At 66.5% G+C, this 20,867-nt stretch carries 16 protein-coding genes and 1 pseudogene; 12 read left to right on the plus strand and 5 right to left on the minus strand.

Annotation, left to right across the window (positions count from 1 at the left end):
- The first annotated feature begins 360 nt into the window (after nucleotides 1-360).
- The 4 genes from ACWDR4_RS47255 to ACWDR4_RS47270 all read left to right on the plus strand — a co-directional run bounded on the left by ACWDR4_RS47255 (nucleotide 361) and on the right by ACWDR4_RS47270 (nucleotide 4,322).
- Complete coding sequence (locus tag ACWDR4_RS47255; protein WP_450418037.1) at nucleotides 361-765, plus strand: type II toxin-antitoxin system PemK/MazF family toxin; 405 nt, start codon at nucleotides 361-363, stop codon at nucleotides 763-765.
- Nucleotides 766-1,182: 417 nt separating this feature from the next.
- Nucleotides 1,183-2,538, plus strand: a complete 1,356-nt coding sequence (locus tag ACWDR4_RS47260) for a hypothetical protein (RefSeq protein ID WP_450418039.1) — start codon at nucleotides 1,183-1,185, stop codon at nucleotides 2,536-2,538.
- Nucleotides 2,539-2,619: 81 nt separating this feature from the next.
- The gene (locus ACWDR4_RS47265) at nucleotides 2,620-3,255 is read left to right on the plus strand and encodes a DUF6461 domain-containing protein (protein ID WP_450418041.1); all 636 of its coding nucleotides are present in this window, start codon (nucleotides 2,620-2,622) and stop codon (nucleotides 3,253-3,255) included.
- Between the two features lie 206 nt (nucleotides 3,256-3,461).
- On the plus strand, nucleotides 3,462-4,322 hold the full coding sequence (locus ACWDR4_RS47270; RefSeq protein WP_450418042.1) for a transposase: 861 nt from the start codon (nucleotides 3,462-3,464) through the stop codon (nucleotides 4,320-4,322).
- Here the strand turns inward: ACWDR4_RS47270 and ACWDR4_RS47275 are convergent.
- Nucleotides 4,285-4,497 (minus strand): annotated as a pseudogene (locus tag ACWDR4_RS47275) (hypothetical protein); the annotation flags it as partial. The gene ACWDR4_RS47270 and the pseudogene ACWDR4_RS47275 overlap by 38 nt on opposite strands.
- A 573-nt stretch (nucleotides 4,498-5,070) precedes the next feature.
- Between ACWDR4_RS47275 and ACWDR4_RS47280 the strand changes: the two are divergent.
- Nucleotides 5,071-6,414 carry a glycosyltransferase gene (locus ACWDR4_RS47280; protein WP_450418044.1) on the plus strand — a complete coding sequence of 448 codons (1,344 nt, stop codon included), beginning with the start codon at nucleotides 5,071-5,073 and terminating at the stop codon, nucleotides 6,412-6,414.
- Here the strand turns inward: ACWDR4_RS47280 and ACWDR4_RS47285 are convergent.
- Nucleotides 6,406-7,743 carry a UDP-glucose dehydrogenase family protein gene (locus tag ACWDR4_RS47285; RefSeq protein WP_450418045.1) on the minus strand — a complete coding sequence of 446 codons (1,338 nt, stop codon included), beginning with the start codon at nucleotides 7,741-7,743 and terminating at the stop codon, nucleotides 6,406-6,408. The two genes, ACWDR4_RS47280 and ACWDR4_RS47285, sit on opposite strands and share 9 nt — an antisense overlap.
- A 931-nt stretch (nucleotides 7,744-8,674) precedes the next feature.
- Here ACWDR4_RS47285 and ACWDR4_RS47290 point away from each other — a divergent pair.
- Nucleotides 8,675-10,393: a glycoside hydrolase family 13 protein gene (locus ACWDR4_RS47290; RefSeq protein ID WP_450418047.1), complete on the plus strand. Its 1,719-nt coding sequence runs from the start codon at nucleotides 8,675-8,677 to the stop codon at nucleotides 10,391-10,393.
- 488 nt (nucleotides 10,394-10,881) lie between these two features.
- Complete coding sequence (locus tag ACWDR4_RS47295) at nucleotides 10,882-12,495, plus strand: ISL3 family transposase (RefSeq protein WP_450418059.1); 1,614 nt, start codon at nucleotides 10,882-10,884, stop codon at nucleotides 12,493-12,495.
- Nucleotides 12,496-12,547: 52 nt separating this feature from the next.
- Here ACWDR4_RS47295 and ACWDR4_RS47300 read toward each other — a convergent pair whose 3' ends face one another.
- Complete coding sequence (locus ACWDR4_RS47300) at nucleotides 12,548-13,072, minus strand: DUF1877 domain-containing protein (protein WP_450418048.1); 525 nt, start codon at nucleotides 13,070-13,072, stop codon at nucleotides 12,548-12,550.
- 92 nt (nucleotides 13,073-13,164) lie between these two features.
- Between ACWDR4_RS47300 and ACWDR4_RS47305 the strand changes: the two genes are divergently transcribed.
- The 3 genes from ACWDR4_RS47305 to ACWDR4_RS47315 all read left to right on the plus strand — a co-directional run bounded on the left by ACWDR4_RS47305 (nucleotide 13,165) and on the right by ACWDR4_RS47315 (nucleotide 16,361).
- Nucleotides 13,165-13,563: a transposase gene (locus ACWDR4_RS47305; RefSeq protein WP_450418049.1), complete on the plus strand. Its 399-nt coding sequence runs from the start codon at nucleotides 13,165-13,167 to the stop codon at nucleotides 13,561-13,563.
- A 299-nt stretch (nucleotides 13,564-13,862) separates the two neighbouring features.
- The gene (locus ACWDR4_RS47310) at nucleotides 13,863-14,804 is read left to right on the plus strand and encodes an ATP-dependent DNA ligase (protein ID WP_450418051.1); all 942 of its coding nucleotides are present in this window, start codon (nucleotides 13,863-13,865) and stop codon (nucleotides 14,802-14,804) included.
- A gap of 441 nt (nucleotides 14,805-15,245) precedes the next feature.
- Nucleotides 15,246-16,361 carry an IS630 family transposase gene (locus ACWDR4_RS47315; RefSeq protein WP_450418053.1) on the plus strand — a complete coding sequence of 372 codons (1,116 nt, stop codon included), beginning with the start codon at nucleotides 15,246-15,248 and terminating at the stop codon, nucleotides 16,359-16,361.
- Nucleotides 16,362-16,393: 32 nt separating this feature from the next.
- On the opposite strand, the gene ACWDR4_RS47320 is transcribed toward ACWDR4_RS47315, so the two are convergent.
- On the minus strand, nucleotides 16,394-16,936 hold the full coding sequence (locus ACWDR4_RS47320) for a DUF4760 domain-containing protein (protein WP_450418055.1): 543 nt from the start codon (nucleotides 16,934-16,936) through the stop codon (nucleotides 16,394-16,396).
- 417 nt (nucleotides 16,937-17,353) lie between these two features.
- A complete protein-coding gene (locus ACWDR4_RS47325) occupies nucleotides 17,354-18,589 on the minus strand; it encodes an IS110 family transposase (RefSeq protein ID WP_450418056.1) in 1,236 nt (411 codons plus the stop codon).
- Between the two features lie 1,218 nt (nucleotides 18,590-19,807).
- Here ACWDR4_RS47325 and ACWDR4_RS47330 point away from each other — a divergent pair.
- Both ACWDR4_RS47330 and ACWDR4_RS47335 read left to right on the plus strand, forming a co-directional pair.
- Nucleotides 19,808-20,095, plus strand: a complete 288-nt coding sequence (locus ACWDR4_RS47330; protein ID WP_450418057.1) for a transposase — start codon at nucleotides 19,808-19,810, stop codon at nucleotides 20,093-20,095.
- Nucleotides 20,096-20,190: 95 nt separating this feature from the next.
- Nucleotides 20,191-20,867 (plus strand): IS3 family transposase (locus ACWDR4_RS47335; protein ID WP_450418060.1); only part of this gene is annotated, 677 nt, incomplete at its 3' end.

Consider the following 20,867-nt stretch of genomic DNA (forward strand, 5'->3'; position numbering starts at 1 on the left):
CAGACTGCCCTCAGCTTCTACCCAGCCGCTGCGACGGCCCGGCGGTGGAGGTCTCGCACCCCCACCCGGTCACATGGCGCCTCGTGGCGCACCCAGCAGTTCTTGCGCGGCAGGTCCGACAGCAGGCCGAGTACCAACTTCCGGGCTCGGCGCCGGGATTCGACCCGCGTGAACCGTCCCGCTATCCGGCTCATCAGGCCCTCGAACGCCTCCTGCCAGTGGGCAGGGTTTACGCTGTGACCTGCGGCCACCGCGTGATCTTCAGTCTTCACACACCGATGATCAACAGTGGCCGCACCCGTCTCCACAGCGCGTCAGGTTCGCGCAGCGTCTGTCTGCCGTCCTGTGTCTGGAGGACTTGTGCAACGTGGCGAAGTCTGGTGGGTCCAGTTCGACGAGCGGAGGTTGGTCGTACTGCTGTCGGGAGACGACGCATCCGGGATCCGGGTGATGCAGGTCGTCGCTCCGGCGGGCATCGACATCAGCGGTCTGGGCATCGAAGTGATGGTGGGCGCCGGTGAAGGAGTGCCGTTCGAAGGCGTGCTGCGGCTCGCGTTCCCGCGTCCAGGCTTCACCCCTTGCACGTGGCTGACCACTGTGTCACGGGACGACCTGATAGAGCGGGCGGCCGTCCTGTCCTCGGCGAAGCTCAGCGAGATTGACGATGCCCTCCGACTCGCTGAACAAGCGCAGGAGCAGACCCCGGCGACGACCGCGAAGCTCAGCGAGATAAGGGACGCCCTCCGTCTCGGTGAACTCGGGTAGAGGGAGAAGGAGCCGACGGCGTGGGCGGTCTCGGCCAGATGGTCGACGCTGTCCGACTCTCGCCTCGGCGCCCCTCACCATCGAGATCACGATCTACGGCTGGAGTGTAGCCGCCCGCCGTCGCGTCAACGCCCTCCGGGGCCCCGTCTGCGCGACAGCCGACGCCGCGAACCCCGTACCGTCGAGCGCTTTCGCTACGTGAACAGGGGAATCAGGAATCGCGGCGACGCAACACGTGCAGAGGTCCACGCAATCCAAACCCATCTTCTATGCCGCCGTCCACCGGGTATTCACTGTCCGGAATTAGTTGTTGACGGAGTGATCATGCCGTGATTGCCTGTGCTGTCGAGACGGACGTAAGCGTCCGTACGACGACCTGGGGGAAATTTGCGCACCCGAAACAGAAGATCTCTGGCAGTGGTCGCAGCATCAATTCTTGCGTTACTCGCGCCCGTCACAGCCAACGCCAACACCACCCCTTCGGCCCGGCCATCAGCCGCACAAGCCGAAAACGGACCGACCGGCACACCCTCCGCACGCAGCGGAGCAGATCAGCCGTCGGATTTCCAGACCCTCCCTGAAGTGAATCAGACATCACCTCAGTCCACCTGCGCCGAGACCAAGCGCAACCTGAAGGACCTCAGGAAAGCAGGCCAGAAGCGGGCCGTATGCTTCGAATGGCAGACTCCGAATGAGCTTGCCAAGACACAGGGAATTTCCTCCGCATCTGCAGCGAGCGTCGTATGGTGCGGAGACAAACCAGAGAATCAAGTCTATGTGACCCGTGATTCCCTGTGCTCGCGGCACGGCGTCGTCATCATCATGATGGACGTCACGACAGGTGTGGTCCTGGGCAGCGCCTACGGCACTCTTGAGCAGGAAATCGACACCCAGAACGCAATCCCCGAGTTCTTCGAATACATGAAGTTCGACCTCACGAAGTCTGACCTCACCTCCAGTGTGATGACCGTGCAGGTGGACGCGACCTGCTCACTCGACACCAGCTGCAAGCAGAACGCGGACCCGTGGAATAAGCCTCGGCCGATCACCGTCGGCGGGTCAATCGACGGCGGTTTCACCCGTTCATGGACCGGCACGACGGGGAACAAAGATTTCCTCATCAGTTACGTGCTGACCATCAACATCGGAGGGACCTTCGGCTCGACCAGGTGGGGCGGCCACGGGGAGCAGAACGGCGGCCAGTACAAGGTCCGCTGCGACGCCGAGGTCAGCGGCTACGCGGGCTGTGTCGTACCGGCATTCACCCCCACCTTCGTGGTGAGCACGCAGTACCCTCAGGCCCGCTCGTTCATCGGCACGGTCCAGGCGAGCATGTCCACGCACCCGGGCTGGGAAGGCCGCGGGCAGCCGCTGCACCGCGAGTCCATCCAGAGCGAAGCGGACAAGAACCGCGCCGTGGTCTGCGACAGCACGTTCAAGCCGTACGCGAACACGCCGCCGCCGGTCCAGTGTGACGAGTTCCCCTTCGCCAAGTCGAAGGAGAGCGGCAGGCAGCTGGGGGTCACCTCGGGAGCGGCCTGCCAGCAGTACATGGTCACTTCCGAGACCCGTGACGGCCAGGTGTACCTGTCCGTCATCTGGCCCGGCCTCAATCAGGGCCAACTCCCTGCCGCGAACGCGAAGTGCGCCCGCGCCAGCATGCCCAAGGCACAGAATGAGGGCGTGGGAGGCGACCTCGGAAGGAAGACAGTGGAGTGGCGTCTCCTTGAGAACGACCCCTACTGGGTGGACGCCGGCCAGCCGGTAGGGTAATACCCGCACGGAATACGTGGTCCGGCCCGCCGCCCGGCGGGCCGGACCACGTATTAATGGACAATCGACCGAGGTGGCACCGTGAGCGCCAGCATCTTCCCGAACTCCCAGCTCTACGAGACCGGGTACTGCGCCCTCTTCGCCAGAGGGATTTCCCCCGCCGAGCTTCTCAACAGGGTGTCCGGAGGAGAGATTCATCCGATCCCTTTGACCCGTCTCGAGGCAGATGCCGTCAAAGCGTTCGGGGAAGACATCGACGAGGCAGACGTTCCCGGCCTGGACGTGGATGATCTGCACAGCAGCGGAATTCTCGACAACAGTGGGCCGCTGCTTCGCGCCGGCGCCCACGGCGACTGGTCCTTCGCCATTGAATCCGAAGGGTCCTACCTCGCACGCGATGAAATCCTCCAGTCCGTTTCGCGCGGTACGGTCGCCCTGTCCACAAGATTGAGCGAGACGGGGTCAAAATGGATCTCCTATGCAGAGGGCGGAGAAATCTTCTCCTCTTTTGACCCTCTCTTTCCCCAGCACGACTACGGAAAGAATCCCGCCGTCCTTGAGGAACTCACCGCATACCGGGAGGCCATCGACAGTGGGGACCGGTCAGAGTCCTACGAAAACGCGATCCGGAAGATCCAACGAGAGTTGCAGTGCGCCGTGCCCCAAGAGACGGACGCTGCCAGCCTGCTCGCCGTCCGTGTCGCCGGAAAGTACTAAGAAACGGGATTACCCTCTGCGGATCCCTGCCCATCACGCGCCGTCCTGGAAAGGGGTGAAGTCGAGGGGCACGAGATTCGAGGCTGAATCAGCGGATCCGGTCTTCTACCGGCCTCGAAGCCCCGGCTTTCACGATGCCAGTTGCTCCCACGGGCTGGCGGAGTCCGAGCACTGGCCTGACGACGGCAGCAGGAAACTCCAAGGCGATGTCCCTCGGCGACACAGCGCGCACTACGGCCCCAACGCCTTCAGGGCGCCGGCCGGGGTACGTGTTGTGCAACAGCCACCCGGTCCTGTCGGCCGGAACGGTGGCCGCGCGACCGCTCCGGCGCTCGACGAGCCGACGGAATGGATCTGCCAAAGGCGAGGGGCCCTTGGCAAGGACCCGCCCGAGCTCCACGGCGAGCGTTGCCCCGGTCAACGATGTGCTCGGTGGTGAGCCGGCTGAACCAGCAGCCGACCCAACAGGACCGCGGGCCGGAGAATCGGCGCCGATAGCCGACCTGCGCTCATACCCGGCATTCCCCAGTTACCGAAACCGGGGATGCTCCGGAGTATTGACCTTCCACCGCCCCCGAGCTGCTCGTGGAAGGACCCTGCTGTGCCCGACGCTCCCGGCCCCTCGCACATGCCCGCTGCCTGGAGACTGTGACCGCCAGGCGGGACATCACCCACGCCCGCTTCGCCCCCGGCGACCAGGTCGTGATCCCCCAGCGCGTCGCCAACGGTCTCCTGGTGGGCGACACCATGACAATCGTTGCCCCCTCCTGGCACACACCGACGGACGAGGACGGCTGGCGGCTGGCGGCTGCGCAACCCGGCCGGCGGCGCTCAAGCAGGTGGCCGACGCGCACCACCGGCTGGCCTTGGTCTGGGCCGACGGCGGCTACACCGGCAGCCTCGTCGACTACTGCTTCACGGCGCTCGCACTGGTGTTGGCGATCGTCAAGCGCAGTGACGGCCAGAAGGGGTTCGTGGTGCTGCCCAAGCGGTGGATCGTCGAGCGCCTCTTCGCCCACCTGATGCACACCCGCCGCCTGACCCGCTCACGCCCGCAGCCAGCGTGAACCGACCCGGCGCGGGCTCGGCCAGCCAACCCCGGCGACCAGCCGCTTTCGCCTTTCGAACGCAGCGCCACCTTGGCCGGCACCGCGTCCGGCCGAACATGACGGCCAACTCTTGACAGGCCAGCGGCCCTTGACGGAGCCGGTACCGGTCCGCGAGGGCATCGAGGATGCGCTCTAGTCCACGACAGTACCTGGGCGCCGCCGAGGTGGCCCGCTACAGCAGAGCGCCCAGCAGCTTGCCATCCCAGGCCGACAATTCATGACATACGTCGTAGGCTGGTGTCATCGGATGGAGACTGAGTGGCGCGGCCCAGGGCTGGTTGCTCAGTAAGTGGACAGGCCGTCCGCTCCAAGCCGCCTCACAGGCGGTGTCTCCGTCGGTCAGGCAGCGCCTGGGTCGGACTGTGCGTGTATGAGGAGCGTCGCGAAGAGGCGCATGGCCTCGAATTCGCTCCATTCGGCGTGCTGTTCATCCAAGAATCCGGTACGTGCAGTGTTCATTGTCGAATCACCTCGTAAACCGCTCGCGGAACCGCCATGTCTGTGAGTGCAGATCCTGGATATCCCCGCCAGCCAGCCCGGGTATCGAGAGGAAGGCCGGCGCCATGAATGCCAACTTTGCCAATACCGAAGTGAACCGTGCTCTGGCGGGTGGCGCGCTCCTCCCCCTGTGGATCGTCCTGGGGTGTTTCGCTCTGATTGCCCTCGGGCTGTTGTTGACCCGCTTCCACGCTCGGCGTGGTCACCGATGAGTCGTTTCATCTCGGCCGCCGCGATGCTGGTGGTCGTGGCGATCATCCTGATCACGCAGGGCGGCAGCATGGCATCCGTCTACGGGACCGCCGTCTTTGCCTTGATGTTCGCCAAACTGGGGGCTTCTCTCGTCCGGCGGCCGCAGACAGCCGCAGCCCCTGAGGACCTGGCGAAGGTGAACGATCTGACGGTCGGCGCGATCATCACCGTCTACAACGAGGACCCGGAAGCGTTCGCCAAGTGTCTCGACAGCGTTCTGGATCAGACCCGCCATCCGACCACGCTGGTGGTTGTCGATGATGCCTCGACGGACTCCCGTGCGTTGGCTTACGCGCTCTCGCCCGAGGTGGTCCGACGGTTCCGTGACGCGGGAATCGACTACCAAGTGGTGGAATTTACGGAGAACAAGGGGAAACGCCAGGGACTGGCGGCCGGTTTCCGGCTTCATGCCGATACGGACATCTACCTGGGCATCGATTCGGACACCGTGCTGGACAAGTACGCAATCGAGCGGGGAATGCTTCCATTCGCCTCGGAAAAGGTGAACGCCGTCACCGGACTGGTACTGGCCCTCAATGCCCGCAAGAACGTTCTCACCCGGCTGATCGATCTTCGTTACGCGAATGCGTTCCTGTATGAGCGTGCCGCGTACAGCCTGCTGGGGGCGGTCCTGTGCTGCTGCGGGTCGCTTGCCTTCTACCGCGGGACCGTGGTGCGTGAGCACCTTCATGGCTTCCTCAACCAGCGGTTCCTGGGTCGGCTGTCCACCTTCGGCGACGACCGGCATATGACGAACTACTGCCTGCTGACCGGCAAGGCGGTCCTGCAGGCCAATGCGGTGGCCTGGACTCTGGTTCCCGAGAACGTCAGGCACTACCTGCGGCAGCAGGTGCGGTGGAACAAATCGTTCTTCCGTGAATCGCTGTGGATCATCCGGGTCGGACAGATCAGCAGGCCGGGATTCTGGCTGGCGCTGTTGGAATTGATTTCCTGGACCTGTTTCACAGGGGTGCTGATCTTCGCCATGGTCATGATGCTCATCAATGCTCAGGGCGCCTTGCTGCTGGTGTACCTCATGCATGCGATGCTCCTCAGCTACGCCTGGTCGGCCAGATATCTGGAGTCCGGTGACCGTACCCGGATCCCCTGGCCGGAACGGCTGGGAACCTTCTTGCTAGCTCCGCTGTACGGCCTGCTGCACATGGGTGTTCTGCTGTGGGTGCGGGTCTACTCCCTGTGCACGCTGCGCGACACCGCCTGGGGCACTCGCAAAGGAGTGGAGGTCTCCCTGCCGGCCGTGACCGGCTCCAGGGAGCAGCCCCCTGGCATCTCAGAGTGATGGGCGCCCGAGCGCCCTGTACGTCCATCCGGCTTTCCGCCAGCGTGCGGGATCCAGGCAGTTGCGCCCGTCGAGGATCCGTTTGTGGCACACCCCGTCAAGGGCCGCGGGTTCCATGTCCCGGAACTCCTGCCATTCGGTCAGATGAAGCACGATGTCCGCTTCATGAGCCGCATCCTGGGCCGAGTCCACGTAGTCGAGTGTCGGGAAGGTTCTCCGTGCGTTGTCGTTGGCTTTGGGGTCGTACACGGTGACCTGTCCGCCGTACAGCTGGATCTGAGCTGCGACATTCAGTGCCGGCGAATCCCTGACGTCGTCAGAGTTCGGCTTGAAAGCGGCCCCGAGTACCGCCACCCGTTTACCCAGAAATTCACCGCCGCAGTACTGGCGGGCCATGTCAACCATACGTGTCCGGCGGCGCATGTTGATCAAGTCGACCTCACGCAGGAAGGTGAGAGCCTGATCGGCACCCAACTCGCCCGCACGGGCCATGAAGGCGCGGATGTCCTTGGGAAGACAACCGCCTCCAAATCCCAGGCCGGCGTTGAGGAACTGTTTACCGATCCGCGCATCGTGCCCCAGCGCCTCACTCAACTGCAGCACATCGGCGCCTGCGGCTTCGCATACCTCTGCCATGGCGTTGATAAAAGAGATCTTCGTGGCAAGGAAGGAATTCGCCGCAGCCTTCACCAGTTCGGCCGTGGCGAAATCCGTCACCAGAAAGGGCACTCCTAGGGAAATAGGTTTGGCATAGACCGCCCGCAGGAGGGATTCGGCGCGCCGACTGCGTACACCCACGACCAAACGGTCCGGTCGCAGCGTGTCACCCACGGCGTGGCCCTCTCGCAGGAATTCGGGGTTCCAGGCAAGCTCCGCCTCCTTCCCCACCGGTGCCAGCATCGCCAGGCGCTCGGCCAGCCGGGCAGCGCTTCCCACCGGAACGGTCGACTTGCCCACTACCAGCGCCGGACGGCTCAGATGAGGAGAAAGCGCCTCGAGGGCCGCCTCCACATGGCTCATGTCCGCGGCAAGCCCACCGTGACGCTGGGGCGTACTGACACACACGAAATGAACATCCGCACGTGCGGCAGCCGTCTCCCATGACGTCGTGAACCGCAGCAAACCGGTTGATCCAGGCTGCCCCACCACGTGCTTGGAAAGCAGCTCCTGCAAATCCGGCTCGTACACCGGCGCCCTGCCGGACGACAGCAGATCCACCTTCTCCTGATCAATATCGACCCCCACCACCTCGAAGCCCATCTCCGCCATGCACGCGGCATGAGTGGTCCCCAGATATCCTGTCCCGATCACCGAGATGCCGATGGCCATGCCCGTCACCTTCCAGTCTCGCCGGACCCGACAGAGAAACCCTTGCACGTAGGCGGCGTCTCCTCTCGGCAGCGGAAAGACGGAAAGCCACAAGCGGGCGTATGTGCCGATGCCGCTGTGCGGCAAACAGAGCCAAGGTGAGGCAGAACAGCGATGCGGGCAACCTAGGACTGCCCGCCGCCAGCGCAGAACCTGCTGACGGCTGTGGGGCAAACACGCGCTTCACGGGCTGCGGCCGTTGGGCAATCGCATTCCGACGCGGCGCGCGTGGCGCGGTCACGGGACGCCCGCATCAGCAGCGCGTGTCTGAGCCAAGAGAGTGGTTTTGGGGCGGCACCGCCGCAGTTGCGGCGCCGTCGGACGCGCGACATCCTGACGACGGACGGGATGCGCGCCCGGCCTGCTTGACGGGCCTTTGGACAGCCGGAAAGTGCGGGGCCAACAGAGTTCCCCCGTGGCATACGGCCGCCGGTACACCGTGCCGCCGCCCCTGTGCCGTCCAGTTCACCTGCCGCCGCTTTCCGCGCGATTCGCATGTCACTCCAAGGGGCGACACCTGGTCGCGATAGATCACAAACAGGGGCATCATGCCTTGAATGCCTTGAGGATGCAGCCCCTCATAGTGCGAACATCACCAGCTGCGGTTCAAGGAGGACGCAGTCACGATGCATGGGTCCCGGTCAGGGGCGATGGCCAGTCAGCGGCCGTCGCTCGCATGCCTGCCGCCAGTCCGTCGGAGCACGCCATCTCGTCAGCCGCCCGTCCCTGGAACGGAAGCCGACGGTTATGGCCGAGCGGCCTGTCCCGGTGCAGACGCTTCGCAGGTCGTCCCTCTCACTCCCCGCCGGTGGCGTCTCCCCGTCGTCCCTGCGGCCTTCCTGGTGGCGCGGGAGGAACGCGCCTTCGTCGAGTTGACCGCAGGAGCCGTCACATGACCCCGTCGTGCCACCCCTTTCCTCCGCCCGGGACTCCGCAGGAGCGCCCCCGGACCTCCGCCGCCTCCCACGACTGGTGGCGCAGCGCGGTCGTCTACCAGGTGTACATCCGCAGCTTCGCCGACGGAAACGGTGACGGCATCGGTGATATCGCCGGGCTGCGGAACAGGCTCCCTTACCTCGTGGAACTGGGGGTCGACGCACTGTGGCTCAACCCCTGGTATCCCTCACCCATGGCCGACGGGGGCTACGACGTCTCGGACTACCGCTCCATCGATCCGGCCTTCGGCACCCTGGAAGAGGCCGAGAGCATGATGAAGGAGGCGCACGAACTCGGCCTCAAGGTCTTCCTCGACATCGTTCCCAACCACACGTCCGACCAGCATCACTGGTTCCGCGAGGCCCTGGCCGCTGGACCGGGTTCCACCGCACGCGACCGGTACGTCTTCCGGACGGGGCGCGGCTCGGGGGGCAGCTTGCCGCCCAACAACTGGCGCAGTGGCTTCGGCGGCCCCGCCTGGGTTCGGGTGACCGAGCCCGACGGAACACCCGGGCAGTGGTACCTCCATCTGTTCGCACCGGAACAACCGGATCTCAACTGGGAAAACGTCGAGGTACGCAGAGAGTTCGAGGACGTCCTGCGGTTCTGGTTCGACATCGGCGTGGACGGTATCCGTATCGACGTGGCCCACGGGCTGGTCAAGGAAAAGGGTCTGCCCGACCTGGGCCACTCGGACATCGAACGTATCGGGATGGCGGCCGACGGCGGGCACCCGCACTGGGACCGGGAAGGCGTGCACGCCATTTTCCGCTGCTGGCGCGCAGTCGCCAACTCCTACGAAGAACCACGCGTATTCGTCGCCGAGGCATGGATGGGTGCCCCCGACCGGCTGGCCCGCTACGTACGCCCCGACGAACTGCACACGGCCTTCAACTTCGACTACCTCACCGCGCCTTGGCGCGCGGACCACCTGCGCGAGGCGATCGACACCAACCTCGTGGCTTTCCGCGCCGTCGGCGCACCGGGGACGTGGGTGCTGTCCAACCACGACGTGGCGCGACACGTCTCCCGCTACGGCAGGCCCCAGCCCGACGAGCCCGTACGGGCGCTGTCCGACTTCCTCAAGGACACACCCTTCGACCAGGAACTCGGCACCAGACGAGCGCGAGCAGCCACACTGCTGACCCTTGCCCTTCCCGGAGGGGCCTACATCTACCAGGGGGAGGAACTGGGGCTGTGGGAGATCGAAAATCTCCCCGAAGATCTCCTACAGGACCCCACCTGGAAACGCTCGGGGGGCACCGACCGTGGCCGCGACGGATGCCGGGTACCCATTCCGTGGTCCGGCGATTCCCCACCGTTCGGATACAGCCCCCCGGCGGCCACAGCAGAGCCCTGGCTGCCGCAACCGACCGCGTGGAAGAGCCTGACCGTGCAGGCCCAGCGCGGCGACGAGAAGTCCATGCTGGAGCTCTACCGCAAGGCTCTTCACCTCCGCGGTGCGCACCCCGCACTGGGCGACGGAAGCATGACCTGGGATTCCACGGCCCAGGAGGAGGTCCTCTCCTTCACCCGAGAGCCGGGATTCCGATGCGTGATCAATCTGTCCGAGCACCAGATCGCCCTACCTGACCACACAGACGTGCTCCTCTCCAGCGCGCCGATCCACGACAGCTGCCTACAAAGTGACACAGCCGTTTGGCTGACCAGATAACCGCCCACGAGGGTGAGCAGCAGTTGCCCTTCCGCTCTTGAGAGATGAGCGTCGAACGGGAGTCCCGATCGAGTGGTCGGGGGCGCTGGGCCCATGCCGGTGGCGCCTCCTGAACAACTCGTAGCCGCCGACGCGCACCACCTGCTGGCCCCGGTCCGGGCCGGCGGCGGCTTCACCGGCAGCCTCGTCGAGTACTGCCTGGCCGCGCTCGCGCTGGTGTCGACGATCGTCAAGCGCCTCTTCGCCCACCTGATGCGGAGTCGCCGCCTGGTGCGCGACTTGGGGAGGCGCACCAGTAGGGCCGAGGCGATGGTCTACTCGTCGATGCCCCCTGCTCATGCCCCGCCGGTTGTCCCGGCCACTGTGGACGGTCACGTAATTCGGCTCTGTCGACGATCTTGTGATGCTGTCCGGCTGAACTGGGCATCTACCGGGTGTGCGGTTCAGGGGGTTTGGGGCGGTTGCTACCTCATTTAGCTGATGTGGTGGTGGAGTCAGTCAAGCGGGCAGCAGGGACGGTCACGTTACATGCGGCCTGCCAGTCGCTCCCGGCGAGATGCCCGGGATGCGGGATGCCGTCGTGGCGAGTGCACGGTCGCTACATCCGTCGGCTGACCGATGCTCCGTTGGGCGGTGCGTCCGTCGTGATCGAACTGGCGGTGCGCCGGTTCAAATGCCTCAACTCCTATTGTCCGGCGGTGACGTTCGCCGAGCAGGTCCCCGGGCTGACCAGCCCGCACGCCCGCTACACACCGCTGTTACGAAGCGTGCTCGTGTCGATCGCGCTGTGCCTGGCGGGCCGCCCCGGCGCTCGTCTGGCTGCCGCGTTAAAGATCCGGGTCGCCAAGGACACGCTCCTGAATCTCCTGCGCGCCTTGCCGGACCCGCCTGCCTCGGCGGTCCGTGTCCTGGGCGTCGACGACTTCGCTCTGCGCAAGGGCGATACCTACGCCACCCTCCTGGTCGACCTGGAGGCCCGCCGGCCACTCGACGTACTTGCTGGCCGGGATGCCGAGCCGCTGGCCGCATGGCTGCGCGGCCACCCCGAGGTGGAGATCATCTGCCGTGACCGGGCCGGCGCCTACGCCGAGGGTGCTCGTTCCGGAGCCCCGCAGGCACAACAGATCGCGGACGGCTGGCATCTCTGGCGCAACCTTGCCGAGGCCGTGGAGAAGACGGTCGGCGCCCACCATGCCTGCATCCGGGCCGCGTTCGCCTTGCCCCCGGTCACCGAGAAAGCATCTGAGGAGAGCCGAGTCACCGCTGCGTCACCGGTGGAGGTCGTGCCGTTCATCCCGCTCGATGGCACGCTCGACGTCACGGGAAAACCACGGCGGCTGATCGCCCGCACGACCGACCGGTACGAGGCGATCCAGCAGAGGCTGTCCGCAGGGATGTCGCTGGCCGCGATCCGCCGCGAGCTGCGGTTGGACCACTCGACCGTACGGCGCTTCGCCCGCGCCCAGAGCCTCAACGAACTCCTGGTCAAGGCGGTCAACCGGAACTCGATTCTGGACGCCTACAAGCCCTACCTGCACCGACGGTGGAACGAGGGCTGCCACGACATTCCCCAGCTCCACCGCGAACTACGCGAGCAGGGCTTCAGCGGCGACATCCAGTGCGTCCGCCGTTACTTCCGCCCCTTCAAGAAGTCCCATAGCCCCAGGCCGAGGCAGCCGCCAGCACCTCCTCCCGAACCGCGGCCGACACCGAAGCCCCGCCGAATCGTGCGCTGGATCATGACGACTTCCGGGCACCTCGCCGACGCCGACGCGGCAGAACTCAAAGAGATCAGGGCCGCCTGCCCACACCTCGACGCCGTCGCGCAGCACGTCCGCGACTTCGCCGACATGATGCGTGATCTGCGGGGCCACCTGCTGCCCGCCTGGATGGACCGCGTCCAAGCCGACGACCTGCCCGCGCTGCACTCCCTGGTCGCGGGGCTCCGCCGGGACCAGGACGCCGTCGTCGCCGGCCTGTCCACTGGCTGGAGTTCCGGGCAGGTCGAAGGCCAGGTGACAAGAGTCAAGCTGATCAAGCGGAAGGGCTACGGTCGCGCCAACCTCGACCTGCTCCGCCGACGCATACTCGTCGCGGACTGATCCTGCCCGTGCCCGTCAGACAGACCATCGACCAATAGCCCACCTCGGGAAGTCAGTCCCACCATGAGACGACAGCAAGGCCCCGCTTCGAGGCTCCTGCATAGAACTCGCGAAGAGCATCGAAATGGTCCATCAGATACGTTCTGGGCCCGTCGATGAGGCCTTCGGCTCCGTGGCCGATCAGCGCTCCTGCCTCACGGATGTCGAGCGGCAGCACAGCCAGAACGGCCTGGAGGTCGATCTCCCCGAGCAGACCGGAGACTTGCCTGACTGCCAACGGTTCAAGGGCGGCCGGTGCAGGCCCGAAGGGCCCGATGGCATGAGGGTGAGCGTTGAGGAAACCGACATCCATCGCCAGGCCGCCGTCGGTGGCCTGCCTGAGCGCGGCGAGGTGCAATTCGCCGACTCCGGCGATCTCGCACGCACGATCCAACATGGCTGGGACCCAGTCAAGGTCAAGGCAGTCAGCTGTCGGCGGGTCCCACTGGTGATCACCATCGAAGGACTCCTCGGCGCGTGTCCGGCAGGCGGCGAGATACTCCGCAGAGACTCGGGCAAGCTGCTGGGTGACGGCCATGACAACCAGTATCCCGGGGGCGTCCACCCCTTTTTCGAGCACCCAGTTCGTCACAAGATCTTCGCCAGAGCCGAAAAACGTGACCGCTCACAATGGCCGACCACCACCGCGCCGAGCTGCCGGTCGCCGCCTTGCGGATGGCGGCCGGGCGTGGCGGCCTGGAGCACGGTTGCGTCATGCATACGGATCGCGGCAGCGAGTACACGAGTGACGAATTCCGCAGCGAAATACGCAAGTTGCGCATGAGGCAGTCGATTGGGCGTGTCGGCTCTTGTTACGATAATGCCCCCGCGGAAAGCTGGTTCGCGATCCTGAAAGCGGAGATCGGGACGACCATGTGGGAGACCCGCGAGGCCGCCCGGGCCGACGTTTTCCGTTACGTCGAGGTCGAGTACAACCGCAGCCGGCTCCGTCGGCACCCCGACTACGGGTACGTCACCCCGCTCGAAACGAGATCCTTGCTCAGGCAGAACCTCGTCCCGGCAGCGTAAACACCCGCTGTCCAGTTCGCGGGGGGAACTTCAGCGTCGTGTTCCCCCATAGGGATGCGCAGACCGTACCCGTTGTGCACGCTTAGTTACATATCGCGTACGCAAGGCGGTTACTGGCTCTCCCAGCCGATGCGTCAGACCGGACATCGGATCAGCATTGCGATCGAGCGGGACTCCGGGGTCGGGTGCGCCCCACCAGGCCGACCGCCGTTGGTCGCAGCCACCCAGGTGGCGTACCGGCCGAGTGGAAGGCATGCGGTGTGACGTGGACGCTGCCGGAGCCGATGCAGACTACTCCCGTGCCCGGGCCCGATCTGCGGCCGGGCTGGGCGGGCGAGCCGAAATGGGACGGATTCCGGGCTCTGGTGTCCGTCGATGCGGGCCGGGTGTTGCTGCGCTCGATGCGCGGCACCGACATAGGGCCGTCGTTTCCGGAGGTTGTGGGCGGGGCCATGCGGCTGCCGGACGCGACCGCGCTGGACGGCGAGCTGGTCGTATGGGACGCCGCGGGACGCCTCACGTTCGAGCGGTTGCAGAACCGGCTTGCCCGGCGCGGCGCCGGGGCTGCCCGAGCGGCGGAGGAGTGGCCGGCCCACTTCGTCGCGTTCGATCTGCTGCGCCTGTCCGGGACGGACACGACCAGGTGGCCGTACCGGCGGCGCCGGGCGGCGCTGGAGTCCATGTTCACCGCCCGCCGGCTGTCGGCGCCGTGGGCGCTGTGCCCGTCAACCACCGACCCGGACACGGTGCGCGAGTGGCTGACATCGGCGTCGGTCGGGATGGAGGGGGTGGTCTTCAAGAGGCTGGAGGACGCCTACCGCCCGTCGGTGAGGGGCTGGGAGAAATACAAGGTCCGCGAGACGAGCTCGGCTATCGTCGGCGCGATCACCGGCTCCCTGGCCGCTCCCCGCACGCTGCTGCTCGGCAGGTACGACACCGAAGGCCGCCTTCAGTACGTCGGCCGCACCACCACCCTCGCCCAGGCGGCAGGTGCTGCGGTCGCCGGCCTGCTCACTGCAGGGCGGCGCGGGCATCCGTGGACAGGGTGGTCGTTCTCCGTCGGGTGGGGCAGCCAGGAAAAGCTGAACGTCACGCTGGTGGAACCCGAGCTGGTGGTGGAAGTCGGCGTCGACGTCGCCCGCGACGCCTCCGGCCGGTGGCGACACCCCGCACGCTGGCACCGCGCCCGCCCCGACCTCTCCCCCGCCGACGTCCCCCGCCTGACGTCACCGCCGCACTGACGGCGGCCTGGCGCGGCGGCCCCGCCGACGCGCAACATCGGTGAGCGCACCCCGATCCCCGGGGCGTCCGCGCCGCCCATCCCGCCCCTCCCTCTCCTCAACTCCAGCCAGACACCTCACGTTGCCATGCCGTCAAGCGGCTGGGGTCGGGAGTCGAACAACGAAGACCTCATGGGTAGCCTTTCCGTGTGACCGAATCTGCCTCCGGCCAGGGCTCTTTGCCGACGCGAGAGCGGGTGATCGAGTTGCGGGACTTCATCCACGGACGGACATACGCTGCCGTGGCCCTCACCATCCGCGTCGACGGAGAGCCGCCGCACGCTCCCGAGTCGGATCTGGCTCGCGTTGCGGAGGCTAGTGCTGTGACCGCGTAGGTTCGCCGGGTTGGCGGTCGTGGCGGTTGGATGTGCGGTGATGTCTGTTCCGACCGCTGGAGGCGCGGTGGCTGAGCCTGTCCGTGTGCGCAGACTGACCGACCAGGAAGGGCAACGGCTGCAGCAGATCGTGCGCCGGGGCAGCACGAATTCGGTGCGATATCGGCGGGCGACGATGCTGCTGGCCTCGGCCGGCGGGAACCGGGTGCCGGTGATCGCCCAGCTGGTGCAGGCCGACGAGGACACCGTCCGCGACGTCATTCACCGGTTCAACGAGATCGGCTTGGCCTGTTTGGACCCTCGGTGGGCGGGAGGCCGTCCCCGCCTGCTCAGCACTGACGACGAGGACTTCGTCATCCAGACGGCCACCACCCGACCGGTCAAGCTCGGCCAGCCCTTCACACGCTGGTCACTGCGCAAACTCGTCGCCTACCTGCGGAAAGTCCACGGCCGGATCATCCGCATCGGCCGCGAGGCGTTACGCGGCTTGCTCGCCCGCCGCGGTGTCACCTTCCAGCGCACCAAGACGTGGAAGGAGTCCCCCGACCCGGACCGCGACGCCAAACTCGACCGCATCGAGCACGTCCTGGACCGCTTCCCGGACCGGGTCTTCGCCTTCGACGAGTTCGGCCCGCTCGGCATCCGCCCCACCGCGGGCTCGGGCTGGGCCGAACAACGACGTCCCGACCGGTTGCCCGCCACCTACCACCGCACCCACGGAGTCTTCCACGGCTGCTACTCCGTCGGTGACGACCGCCTGTGGGGCGTCAACCGCCGCAAGAAGGGCGCCGGGAACACGCTGGCCGCGCTGAAGTCGATCCGCGCCGCCCGGACCGACGGCGCACCGATCTACGTGATCATGGACAACCTGTCCGCCCACAAGGGCACCGACATCCGCCGCTGGGCGAAGAAGAACAAGGTCGAGTTGTGCTTCACCCCGACCTACGCGTCCTGGGCCAACCCGATCGAGGCGCACTTCGGACCGCTGAGGCAGTTCACCATCGCCAACTCCAACCACCCCAACCACACCGTACAGACCCGGGCCCTGCACTCCTACCTGCGCTGGCGCAACGCCAACGCTCGCCACCACGACGTCCTGGCCGCCGAACGCAAAGAACGCGCCCGCATCCGCAGCGAGAAAGGCATCCGCTGGGGAGGACGCCCACTCACCACAGCGGCCTGAACGCAACCCGGCGAGCCCATGCCGTCACAGCACTAACCCGGCCCTACCGCGTCAGGTTCCTGGCGGGGCGGGCGCGAGCGCAGGCGCAGGTCGGCGTAAACGAGGTCGGGATGTGTGGCGGCTGTCCGTGCTGCGAGGTCCTCAAAGTAGATCCAGAAGTGCAGTCCGTGCGATCGCCGCTCCGTGTAGACGTACGGAGCCAGGGCGTCCCAAAGGCGCACAATGTTCGTGCCGTACGCGCCGATGACTAAGGTCTGGTCGATCATGCCGTGGGCGACGAGCTTCCCCAGGTCGTCGTAGAACAGTCCGATGGTGTTCGCGTGGGTACGTGCCCGCACCGGCAGGCCGCGGTGGCCGCAATCAGCCGCGTGTTCCTCGGCCAGAGCCGTCAGCACGTATTCCTGTGCCGCAAACCACGCCGCGCTGCGCGTCTCCTTGAAGGCGTCTAGGACCACCGGCAGGTGGTTCCCACCTCTGGCCAAGCGGATTTGCCAGAGGGGCAGGAGTATGGACACGACGAGTGCCGCGAGGGAGATCGAAAGGGGGACAAGGTTCAGCACCATGGTCGTGTCCACCGCGCGAGGGTAGGGCGCGTCGCCTCGCGTCCGCAAGCCAGGCTTCTGCTGGGGCGCCGTGATTCCACTGGTTCGTGTGGCGATCTGCCCGGGGGTCGGCATGCCAAGCTCCACGGCGGTTGATCGTCGTGCTGCTTCGGTATCCAGTTGGGCGGCTTTCTCCTCGGCTCCAGCGAAACTGACGCGGAATCCTTGTGCGGTGGGCCTCGACCGCCAACCCGGCGAACCTATGCGGTCACAGCACTAGCCAAGCGCTGTACCAAGTGACGTCCCACCTGTGTGGTCGGCTGCTTGCCGAGCTTGCGACGGGTCGACCTGGCCCCGTCGCCGAGGCGTCGTGGGAGGCCCTCATCTCGATCAGCGAGGCCTGGCGAGAGGACCGTGACCTGCCGGAAGGCATGAGGGAGCTGATGCCGGTCATGCCGCGCTGACATCGAGCACGGGTGCTGCGGGAAACGCGGTGTTCTCGTCGAACAGCTTGCGGTGCTGGAGGCAGTGGTAGAGCTGGCCGATCATGCGGTTGAAGAGGTTGCGCTGGGCGGCCGCGTGCCAGTCCCCGACCTCTCGGCGTCGCCGGTAATGGGCGCCAGCTCCGGGCGAGTGTCGAAGGGCTGAGAATGCCCATAGATATCCCGCGTGGTTGAGGCGGTCGTTCTTCACCCACCGACGGGTGACGGACGACTTCTTGCCGGAGGCTCTGGTGATGGGCGAGGAGCCCGCGTAGGCCTTCAGGCCGCGGGCGTCGGCGAAGCGGGCGCGGTCGTCCCCGATCTCAGCGAGGATCCGGGCGGCGAGCTGGATGCCGAGCCCGGGGAAGCTCAGCAGGATCTCGGCGTCCGGGTGCTGAGGGAACGCCTCTTCCACCGCCTCAGCGAGCTGGTCGGCGGCGGTGCAGGCGGCTTCCAGCTGGATGAGGAGGGCGAGCATCTGCTTGCCGAGCGCGTCCTCGACCAGCGGCGGCTGGTGGGCCCACGCAGCACGGAAGACGTCGCGCAGTCGGTCGGCTTCCGCGTCGATACCACGCTTGCGGCCGACCCGCTTGAGCACGGCCTGGAGCTGCGTCCGGGTCAGCCGTGCGGCTCGTGAAGGGGTCGGGGCGGCCTTGAGGAGTTCACGGGCCTCGGGCCGGCACAGGCCGTTGGCCCAGGTAGCGCAGGCTTCCAGGGCGGCCGGGTAGTACTCGCGCAACAGGGAGCGGAGCTGGTTGGCGATCTGCTGCCGATTCCACAGAGCGTCCTGCTGGGCGCGGGCCAGGACGGCGATGGCACGACTGAGGTCGCTGTCGCCCGGCAGGGGCCGGTGGGCATGCATGTCGGTGCGCAGGATGTTCGCCAGGACAAGGGCGTCGCCGGGATCGGACTTCTTGCGCGAGACGGAGTGGCGGTCGCGGTAGCGGGCAGCCGCCATCGGGTTGATCGCGAACACCTTCCGCGTTCCGCTCCGCAGCACGGCAACGAGCAGCCCGCGGGATGTCTCGATCGCCACCGGGATCGGGTTCTCCTCGGTGCCGCCGTACTCGGCAAGCAACTCCAGCAGGACCTGGTAGCCGGCCGCGTCGTCGGTGATGTGCCGCTTGGCCAATAAAGTGCCGGTGTCGTCGACCAGGGCGACGTCGTGCGTGCGTTCTGCCCAGTCAATTCCGCAGTAGATCAAAGTGTTCCCTCCCCTACGTGCCGGGTGTTTGCGCTGGTCACGAGCGCATGCGGGCCACGCGAGCGACCTAATCCCAGGCCTCGACCGCAAGAGGGTCGGGCCGACACCTCACTAGCCGTTCGTGGCACCAGCGCACCTCACGGGCCTCGGTCTGCGCAGGAGCTCGAACGGCTCGGGCGTATCAAGAGGTCACCGTGCGATGGGCTCGCACCACCAACACCAACGAGTGATCAAGCGACGGGTGTTGACGCTCGCCGACGCTGAACGGCGCCGCTCTGGCTGGAGGCCTCAAGGCCCAGGCATGGGCAGGTGTCCGTCCAGCGCCGACGAGCGGCAACACCCTTCGTTCGTGGTGGCGGCCGCGAAGGCGCCGGACGCCGCCGCTCTGCATCGAGGCGTCAAAGCCAAGTCTGGCGAAGGCATCCGTCCGGCACCCACGCAACCGCTACCACTCCGAATACCAGGACCGCGCGCCGCAATGTGCGAAGGTCTCAGTCGACCCGGCTGGCCGGAGGCATCGCAGCCCCGTACTCGAAGATCCCGAGCAGCATCCGCTCCGTCGGAACGCTCTTAAGTACGGATTAGGGCATGGGCAAAGCGGCCGCAACGGGGATGTCAGCGCCCCGACCACGCCAGTACGCCCGTGGTGACCTGGACGAACGCCAGGCCGCCGCGAAGACTCGCGCAACACCTAGGGCATCCGGGCGTTCCTCATGCGGCCTTCCCGTGCGCGGGCCAGCTGCCGCAACTCGGCAGGCGCCGCCGGCACCGAGGGGACACCCTTCCAAGGTGTGCTGACAACCCGTTGCGGCCCCGCCCCCTTCGCAGGACGGGGCCGCTCCGTGCGTCTGGGCCCGAGAAGACCCCGGGCGGGTTTTGGACACTGCCGGGAGGAGCAGCTCGCCGTGCCGCCGTCGCGTGCAGGTACAGCGCTACGCGAAGAGGATCTTCGTCGTCGTGCTTCCCATCACGGCGATGCGCCTCGCGGGATGGGGCATCCCGTCGGCCGGAGCGGTTGGGGTCTCACGCTGTAGTCGAGCAGGCCAGTGCCACGAACCATGCAATGAAGAGGACCGCCGCAGCCGTGGTCATACAGATCGCCCATCGCAGGTGACGAAGTTTGCGCACATTGAGGTTCCCCCTGCCGACCGGACAGCTTGATACTGGGACGGATGGTCCCAGAGGAAGCAGTCACAGGTAGTGAGTAGCAAGAGCAACATGAGTAAGCGGTATACGGCCGAGTTCAAGCGGGACGCGGTCGCCTTGGCGTTGTCCTCGGAGAAGACGGTCACCGAGGTCGCGAGGGATCTGGGCGTGAGTCCGGAAGGGCTGCGCGGGTGGGTGAAGCAGGCGAAGGTCGACCGCGGTGAGGGGCCCGCCGGGGCTTTGACCACTGCGGAGCGTGAGGAGTTGGTCTGGCTGCGGCGGAAGGTCCGCGAGCAGGAGGCCACGATCGAGGTTCTGGGAAAAGCGACCGCCTTCTTCGCGCAGGACAAGATGAGGTAGACACCGCGGCACGGTGTCGTTTCATCGGTGCGGAGAAGGCGTCGGAGGGTAATCCTGCAGGCCGCAGTGTTGCGTTTCTGTGCCGTGTGCTGGCAGTGCCCCGTTCCACCTACTACGCGCACAGGGCGTCACGGCTGGCCCGGACGGTGCGGGAGCGGGCCGAGGAGGTACTGGTGGGCGAGATCCGGGTGCTTCACGCCGGATCTCGCGGTGCCTACGGGGCCCCGCGGATCCACGCCGCCCTGCGGCGGGCCGGGCGGGTGGTGAACTCCAAGAAGATCGAGCGGCTGATGCGCAAGCACCTGATCGTCGGGATCACCCGCCGCCGACGGCGGGGCCTGACCCGGCAGGCAAAGCGGGCGGTGTTCGCGCTCGACCTGATCGGCCGGGACTTCACCGCGCCCCGGCCAGGGATGCGGCTCGTCGGCGACATGACTGAACTCGGCACGCTGGAAGGGAAGTTGTATCTGGCGACCTGTATCGATCTCGCGACGCGGGAGGTGGTCGGCTGGGCGATGGCCGACCACCACCGCGCCGAGCTGCCGGTCGCCGCCTTGCGGATGGCGGCCGGGCGTGGCGGCCTGGAGCAGGGTTGCGTCATGCATACGGATCGCGGCAGCGAGTACACGAGTGATGAATTCCGTAGCGAAATACGCAAGTTGCGCATGAGGCAGTCGATGGGGCGCGTCGGCTCTTGTTACGATAATGCCGCCGCGGAAAGCTGGTTCGCCATCCTGAAAGCAGAGATCGGGACGGCCATGTGGGAGACCCG

This window comes from Streptomyces sp. NPDC000878, assembly GCF_053599695.1.